Source organism: Streptosporangium sp. NPDC006013 (assembly GCF_040614275.1).
Taxonomy (GTDB): Bacteria; Actinomycetota; Actinomycetes; order Streptosporangiales; family Streptosporangiaceae; genus Streptosporangium.
On the sequence record NZ_JBEXUE010000494.1, the window covers coordinates 1 to 7,335 of the forward strand.

7 protein-coding genes are annotated in these 7,335 nt (G+C 70.1%); 5 read left to right on the plus strand and 2 right to left on the minus strand.

The window, feature by feature from the left end; genetic code table 11:
• Nucleotides 1–1,499 (plus strand): P-loop NTPase fold protein (locus ABZ260_RS42775; RefSeq protein WP_355629307.1); only part of this gene is annotated, 1,499 nt, incomplete at its 5' end.
• Between the two features lie 5 nt (nt 1,500–1,504).
• Here ABZ260_RS42775 and ABZ260_RS42780 read toward each other — a convergent pair.
• The gene (locus ABZ260_RS42780; RefSeq protein ID WP_355629310.1) at nt 1,505–1,810 is read right to left on the minus strand and encodes a hypothetical protein; all 306 of its coding nucleotides are present in this window, start codon (nt 1,808–1,810) and stop codon (nt 1,505–1,507) included.
• Between ABZ260_RS42780 and ABZ260_RS42785 the strand changes: the two genes are divergently transcribed.
• Nucleotides 1,809–2,441 (plus strand): GNAT family N-acetyltransferase, encoded by a 633-nt coding sequence (locus ABZ260_RS42785; protein WP_355629313.1) that lies wholly within the window; start codon nt 1,809–1,811, stop codon nt 2,439–2,441. The two genes, ABZ260_RS42780 and ABZ260_RS42785, sit on opposite strands and share 2 nt — an antisense overlap.
• Before the next feature lie 304 nt (nt 2,442–2,745).
• The gene (locus tag ABZ260_RS42790; RefSeq protein ID WP_355629316.1) at nt 2,746–3,567 is read left to right on the plus strand and encodes an HPP family protein; all 822 of its coding nucleotides are present in this window, start codon (nt 2,746–2,748) and stop codon (nt 3,565–3,567) included.
• A 230-nt stretch (nt 3,568–3,797) separates the two neighbouring features.
• Here ABZ260_RS42790 and ABZ260_RS42795 read toward each other — a convergent pair whose 3' ends face one another.
• A complete protein-coding gene (locus tag ABZ260_RS42795; protein WP_350953457.1) occupies nt 3,798–4,340 on the minus strand; it encodes a TIGR03086 family metal-binding protein in 543 nt (180 codons plus the stop codon).
• A 10-nt stretch (nt 4,341–4,350) separates the two neighbouring features.
• On the opposite strand from ABZ260_RS42795, the gene ABZ260_RS42800 reads away from it, so the two are divergent.
• Together ABZ260_RS42800 and ABZ260_RS42805 are read left to right on the plus strand one after the other, a co-directional pair.
• On the plus strand, nt 4,351–5,166 hold the full coding sequence (locus ABZ260_RS42800; RefSeq protein ID WP_355629323.1) for a helix-turn-helix domain-containing protein: 816 nt from the start codon (nt 4,351–4,353) through the stop codon (nt 5,164–5,166).
• Nucleotides 5,167–5,421: 255 nt separating this feature from the next.
• Nucleotides 5,422–7,185, plus strand: coding sequence for a hypothetical protein (locus ABZ260_RS42805; protein WP_355629320.1), 1,764 nt, complete (start codon nt 5,422–5,424; stop codon nt 7,183–7,185).
• The last annotated feature ends 150 nt before the right edge of the window (nt 7,186–7,335 follow it).

The following is a 7,335-nucleotide window of genomic DNA, read 5'->3' on the forward strand; positions in this document are numbered from 1 at the left end:
GGGCGGGCGCGCTGCGGCTGGCCCGGTTCTTCGGGGAGTCGGCGGACAACGCGTTCCGCGGCCTGGTCACGCAGCCCGACCTGCTCGGCCCGGGTGCGGCCGACGGAGCGGGCGGCGAGGGCGCGACCACCCCCGGATACCGGTCCAAGACCGGCTTCCTGCACCTGGTGCAGACCGACATGCGGCAGGTCCTCGACCTGGTCGCCACCGAGGAGCGCCCGCTGGTGGTGTTCGTGGACGACCTGGACCGCTGCTCGTCCGGAACGGTGGCGCAGGTCATCGAGGCGATCAACCTGTTCCTCGCCGGCGAGTTCCCCAACTGCGTGTTCGTGCTGGCCATGGAGCCGGAGGTGGTCGTCGCGCACGTCGAGGCCGCCTACCCGGAACTGGCCGGGACGCTGCCCACCGGCGGGCGGTCCGGCCTGGGCTGGCGGTTCCTGGAGAAGATCGTGCAGCTACCGCTGAGCGTGCCGCTGCTGGACGACGCCGACCGGCTGCCCGCCTTCGTACGGGCACTGCTCGGCGTCGCCGACACCGTCCGGCCCGCGGACGTTCTCCCCGGCCTGGAGACCGTACGACCGGGTGACCCGGGCGCCATACGAACACCGAATCCGGCCGGACCGCGTCCGGCGGGTCCCCCAGCCGCCCTGGAACGGCTCGACCCGCCCCCGGATCCGGCCGGACCGCGTTCGCGCGGTCCCCTGCCTCCCGCACGGCCCTTCCCGCACGACGCGGCCACGCCGGGCTCGTCCGGCACCGCCACGCGGTCGGGAGCGGCCGTGCAGGGGCGGCGTACATCCGTGCCACCGGCGGGCGCGCGGAGACTGGAACTGTGGGCGCCGGTGGAGGCGCTGGGACCGTCCCCGCTGACGGACGGCTCGCTCGCATCGGGCTCGTGGGCGGCCGAGCCGCCGGACCCGGTCCAGGTGAGCCGGTTGCAGGACGCCATCTGGGCACTGCGCCCGACCACGACGACACTCGACGAGGCGGCGCGGCTGGCCCAGGACGCCCTGGGCATCGAGTGCTCGGACGCCGTCGGCGGCCTGTGCGCGGCGACCCGCGAGGCCGCCGACCGGGTCTTCGACGACCTCTACAGCGACGAGAACGCCTATCTGGCGATCGAGTTCGTGCTCCCCGCGCTGACCTTCTTCAACCCGCGCGAGATCAAGCGGTACGTGAACGTCTTCCGCTTCTACTCGTTCCTGACCTACCGCCGCGCCCTCGCCGGGGCGGCCCCCGCCTCGGACGGCGAGGTCGCCAAGCTCGCCGCGCTGGCCGTCCAGTGGCCGCACCTGCTGACCCTGCTGGCCAGGGAGATCGACGGGGTGAGCGCGCTACGGCGCCTGGAGCAGGCCGCGAGCGACGACCCGAGTTGGGAGCGCGCCGTCCGCGAGACCGGCCTGACCGACCCCGGCCCCCCCGGCGCCCACCTGGACTCCCTGCGCGACCTGCTCATCCGCCCCCACCCCATCGCCGACCTCGCCCGGTATCTGCTGTGAGCCGGCTAGCGGTTCGTCGTCAGCTTCGGCGTGGAGATCGCCGTCAGAGTGGGGGACGAGACGTGTACTTCCCTTCCGGCTGCCATACCGTACGTCTTGCACCTCAGCCGGACGGCACCCGTGGAATCGGTGATCGTGACAGGAATGTTGAACGCCATGGAGCCGCCGTACTCCCCGACCGCTTTCCGGTCGAGGCGGCTCGCCACCTGGAGTTCGCACTGGATGCCGTACGCGTCCACTCCTCCCCTGGCGTCGCTGTACCCCAGGTCGGCCAGCATGACGTACGTGCCCTGGGGCAGCTCCGGCACCATGGCGACATCCGTCATCGTCGCCGGGACCGATATCGCGCCGTTGCAGTGGTCCGGCCACGCTTCAAATGATCATGGCCGGGCGGGCAGGCATCATGTGCGCGTGACGTATACAATCCGCCCGGGCGTGCCTGAGGACATCGAAGTCCGGGAGTACGTGCGCGTGACCACGTGGAAGGCCGCCTATCGCGGGATCATGCCCGACGACTACCTCGACGCGCTCAAGGTCGAGCCGAACGCGGTGGCACGCATGGAGGAGGGGCTCGCCAACGCCTTGGCCGAGGGACTCACACCGCTTCTGGTGGGCGAGATCGGCGGCAGGATCGTCGGCTTCGTCAACCTCGGCCGTTGCCGTGACGAGCACATCGGCGGCGAGGTCTTCGCCATCTATGTACTGCCCGAGGAGCAGTCCAACGGTCTCGGCCACGCGCTCATGACGGCCGCCGCGAAGCAGCTCCGCGCTGACGGACACAAGGAGATCGGCCTGTGGGTAGCGGCCGACAACACCCAGGCCCGGCGCTTCTATGAGCGTTTCGGCTTCGTCCCGTCCGGCCATGTCCAACTCCTGTCGGCTCCCCTTCCACCGACAGAGGAGGTTTACTACCGGCTGTCTCTGCCAGAGCCTGTCTGTTGAATCCGCAGTAGGGGTTGGAGCCCCCCCGCCCCGGCGGCGTCCGCGCGATCTGCGGTCGGCTGCCCCCCTGCGTACTGCTGCGACGCTGGTGGCGCGACCGGTCGAGCGAACTCCACGCCCTGGCCATTGACACCATCGCCGCAGGACGCCCCCGCACCCCCTGCACCCTGCCCCAACAAACCACCGCGGTGCCGTATCGGCCGACGTCTGCCCGGTGAGCAGTCGCTTGCGCTGACCTTCAAGTAAGGCACAAGTGCCTTCTGCGACTTTTGGTGGCCGATACCGAGATCGCAGGAGATTCTCTATGGGGGTTCGCAACTTCTTCCCGGCCGGCCGGATGCGCAGGTGGACGACACCGTTCCTGCCGCAGGCGCCCGGACCGGAAGAGGTCCTGGCGACCGCGCGGCTCGATCCGCAGGCCATCGGGGACACGAGGGAGATCTCGCCGGGAGAGAGGGGACACCTGAAGGGGCCCACACCGGATCCGGAGACCCGGGTGGAGCCGCCGCGACCCTGGCGAACCGCCCATGTGGCGTACCCGGGCGCCTTCGGCAAGGAGGACGAGAAGACGACCTTCGTCTCGCCGACGAGCGGGAAAGCCGGGGGTGCCGACGAGACCACCGCGACGGACGCCTGGCGGGGCCTCAGGAGCCGCGCACCCGCCCGGCCGAAGACGGCGGCCATCGCCGTCTTCACCGCGGGCGCCACGATCGCCCTGGTCACCCTGGTCGCGTTCGGCACCGTACTGGACCAGGTCTGGCTGATGCCCCCGCTCGTCGCCAGCGCCGCCCTGGTCTTCGGCGCGCCGACCCTGCCGCTGGCGCAGCCGCGAAGCGTGATCGGCGGCCAACTGCTGGCGGCGCTCACCGGATTCGCCGTACTGGCCGTCGCCGGCTCCTCCATCTGGGCCGCCGCCGTCGCCGGCGGCCTGGCCCTCGGGGTCACGGCCCTGACTCGTACACCGCACTCGCCCGCCGCCGCCACCGCGACGATCGTGGTCGCCCAGCATCAGCCCCTGGTGCCGTTCCTGCCGATACTCGTCGCCGCGACCGTCGTCCTGGTGCTCGTCGGCATGCTCATCGGACGCAGCGGAGTGACCCCGCGCTACCCCACCTACTGGTGGTGACGACCACCGGCTCCGCCGTTCGCCATGCCCGGCCCGCATTCACTCCGTCGGTGTGAACGGCCGCGGGTTCGGGCTGTGGACGAGCGCCCGCAGCGCCGCCCGGCGGCTCCACTCCGACCTGGCCTGGTTCGGCGACGGCGGCATACGGGAATCCGTCCCGTAGATCTCACGGAAGTGCGCACAGGCATCGCCTCCCGGCACGGGAAACCATCTTGAAGGGCTGGAGCGGATCACGGTGTCCAGGCCGGATCCCGGCCGATGACGCCGAGCAGGCGGTCGAACCGCGGGGCGTCGTCCGGCACCGCCACCGGCGGCCCGAAGGCGCCGCGCTGCCTGCCCGTCTCCGCCATCTGGTCGGCGAAGTGCAGCGCCCGCGAGACGGCCTCGGGGTCCGGCTCGTACTCCTGACCGGTGGCCCTGGCCAGGTCCCAGCCGTGCACGACCATGTCGACGAGGTACATGTGGGCCAGCGTGGTCATCGGCAGGCCCATGCCGGGGCTGGTCCCCTCCCACGCCTCGGGCCGCGACCAGGCGGCCAGCATGCGCTCCGCCCGCTCGGGGAAGTCGCCCGCGTAAGGTCCCTGCTCGACGTTCGGCCCCTTGCGCCCCAGCGACTCGAACATCTCCGCCACCCACTCGAGGTGGTTGATCAGGTCCTTGACGTCGAACTTCGCGCATGGCGTCGAGGACCCGAGCTGCTCCTGCCGTACCGCGCGCACCAATCCCGCGGTCCGTTCGGTGGCGTGCGTCATCAGCGGCATCATGTCGTCCATGGCAGCCATGATGCCCCGCCTACCTGAGGCGCGGCTTGTAGAAACGCGACAGCGCGGCTGGGTCGACCCGTACGCAGGGCTCAGCACCTTCGATTTCGCCCGTCAGGCGCCATCACCTGAAATTTCGGCGTATGTGGATTACTTCTGGGTCGTCACCTGGACCGACCTCGCCGAGCCGTACGAACAGCGCATCGTCTCGCACCCCACCGTGAACATGACGATCACCGCGGACTTCCACCGGATCGCGGGAGTGATCAAGGGCGGGTTCTCCTACACGATGCGGGGCAGCGGCCGCGTGCTCGGCACGCGCTTCCGCCCCGGCGGCTTCCGGCCGTTCCTCGGCGGCCCGGTGTCCCAGCTGACCGGCCGCTTCGTGGGGATCGACGAGATGTACGGCGCAGCGGGCGCGACCCTGGGCGAGCAGGTCCTGGCCGAGCCCGACACCCGGGCCGCCATCGCGCTCACCGAGACGTTCCTGCTGAGTCTGAGGCCGAATCAGGATCCGCTGACGGAAGAGGTCGCGGCGCTGGTGACGATGGTGGCGAACGACGTGTCCGTGACCAGGGTCGACGAGCTGGCCGCCAGATCGGGGCGGTCGGTGCGCTCGCTGCAGCGGCTGTTCCGGGACTATGTCGGCATCGGCCCCAAGTGGGTGATCCGCCGCTTCCGGCTGCACGAGGCCGCGGAGCGGGTCTACCAGGGCCTCGACCTCGCCACGCTGGCCGCCGAGCTTGGCTACACCGATCAGGCCCACCTGACCCGCGACTTCACCGCCGCGGTCGGCATGCCACCCGCCGCCTACGCCCGGCTCAGCGGCCAGGCCTGATCCTGACGTCCGTCTCTCCTTTGGCGAGGCGACGGTGACAGATGAGAGCGGCGGCCAACTCGACCATCAGGGACCAGCCAGCCGTGAACGTTTCCGCGTCTCACTCAGCGGGCGCACCGGTCGACTCGGTGCCGTCATCGGCGAGTTCGGCGATCAGGCCGGCCGATGCCGTGGCCGGACTACAACTAAAACCCAACTGATTCCCAAGTAGAGACATTGATCATGGAAACCTTTCGCAAGAAGAAAGGGATCCCGATGAAGAGGACAGCGTTGCTGCTGAGCACGGTGGTGCTCAGCGGGCTGCTGGCCGCCCCTCCCTCGTACGCCGCCACATCCTCCGCCCCCGCGCTCAAGACCGCTGTGGCCCAGGTGAAGGCGAGTCCCGCCAAGCGGTCGGGCGCGTGTCCGACCACGGTGGGGTTCTCCGCGGTGGTGGTGGCCAAGGGCAAGGGCATCGTCCGTTATAGGTGGGTACGCGGCGACGGCGGCAAGAGCGTCGTCAAGAGCTTCCGTGTCAACGGCTCGCGCAAGGTGATCGTACGAGACCGGCAGACCTTCGACCGCGACACCACCGGCTGGCAGGCCATCGAGATCGTGGGCAAGAAGGGGCTGTCGGGCAAGGCGCGGTTCAGCGTCGCCTGTGACGGTCCCGCACAGGTGTGGGACGTCTCCCACCCGCTGCCCGCCCAGCCCGGACGGCCGCTGGAGTCGGCGGCGGACGTGGACGTCAGCCCGCGCAGCTACAACGGCGTTTGCCCGGCGACGGTACGGTTCACCGCGACCATCCAGGTCTCGCGCACCCCGGCCACCGTCGACTACCGGTGGATCGACAGCATCACCGGGGAAGGACGGCCGGAGTCGCTGTACTTCGCCGCCGGCGGGTCGCGCATCCGCCAGGTCACGCTGCCGATGAGCGTGGGCAACTCCGCCGGCGGATGGAAGGCCGTCCACATCCTCACCCCCGGCGGACACGACTCCGGCCGCGCCGACTACGCGGTGACCTGCAAGAGCGGCCCGGCGCCCACCCCGACGTCCACCCCGACGTCCACGCCCACGCAGCCTCCGGTGACGCCGGGACGGCAGATCGTGGAGCTCACCCCGGGCGACTACGCGGGCACCTGCGCGGAGCCGGTCGCGTACCGGGCCGCCGGGCGGGTCACGCTCCCTGCCGGAGCCGCACAGCAGGTCACGTACTGGTGGCTCATGGACGGCGCCGCCTGGCAGAAGCAGGTACTGGACTTCCCCGCCTCCGCCCAGGCCCGCTCCCAGGACGTCTCCGCCTCCTGGACCCTCGGTGCCGCCGGGGGCGGCCCGCACAAGGTCGGCCTCATGGTCGAGGGCGGCCCCTCCCAGCCTGACGAGCGCTCGTATACCTTCACCTGCGACGAAGGGCCCAACGACGCCAATGTGGCCTTCCGCTACGTGCTCGTGCCGCTCTACGCGGGCGACTGCGACCGTTCCTTCAGCATGCGCGTGGACGGGCTGTTCACGACGGACCGGGAGACCGAGGTCAGGTACCGTCTGGTGGCCGACGGCAAGCCGGGGCCGGTCCGGAGCGAGGTGCTCAAGCCCGGCGTCGTCCAAACGATCGGCGACTTCTGGAACAAGTCCGCGCAGAGCAGCGGAAACGGCACCGTACGGCTTGAGGTGCTCAACCACAACAAGCCGTTCACCCAGCAGACCTACTCCTGGACCTGTGTGCCGAAGGATCCGACGCCGGGCACGGTCCGCATCGGCGGGTTGACCTCGGTGGCCTACTACGGCGACTGCGACGCCGCGCCGTACCCGACCGCGTGGGCGACCTTGCAGGCGGCTCCGGACACGGAGATCAGCTACCGGTGGGTCATCGACGGTAAGCCGGATGAGACCCGCACGTACAAGGTCGGGTTCAGCGGATTCCTTTCGCTCCAGGCCTTCCACTGGCATCGGAATTCGAAGACCAGCGGAACGGTCGCCATCGAGGTGCTGAACCACAACAAGCCGACCAAGCAGGCCGAATATCCGGTGCACTGCATCTGATCGGCATCATCCCGCCCGCGGTTCCCCTGCCCTGGCAGGGGAACCACGGGCTTTCACGTTCTCCAGCGTGCCTTGTCACCCAGATCGTGGAAGCCACCTCTTTCGGCCAAGAAGACACCAAAGGCGCCCCGGCCTGCGGGCAGATGGGAA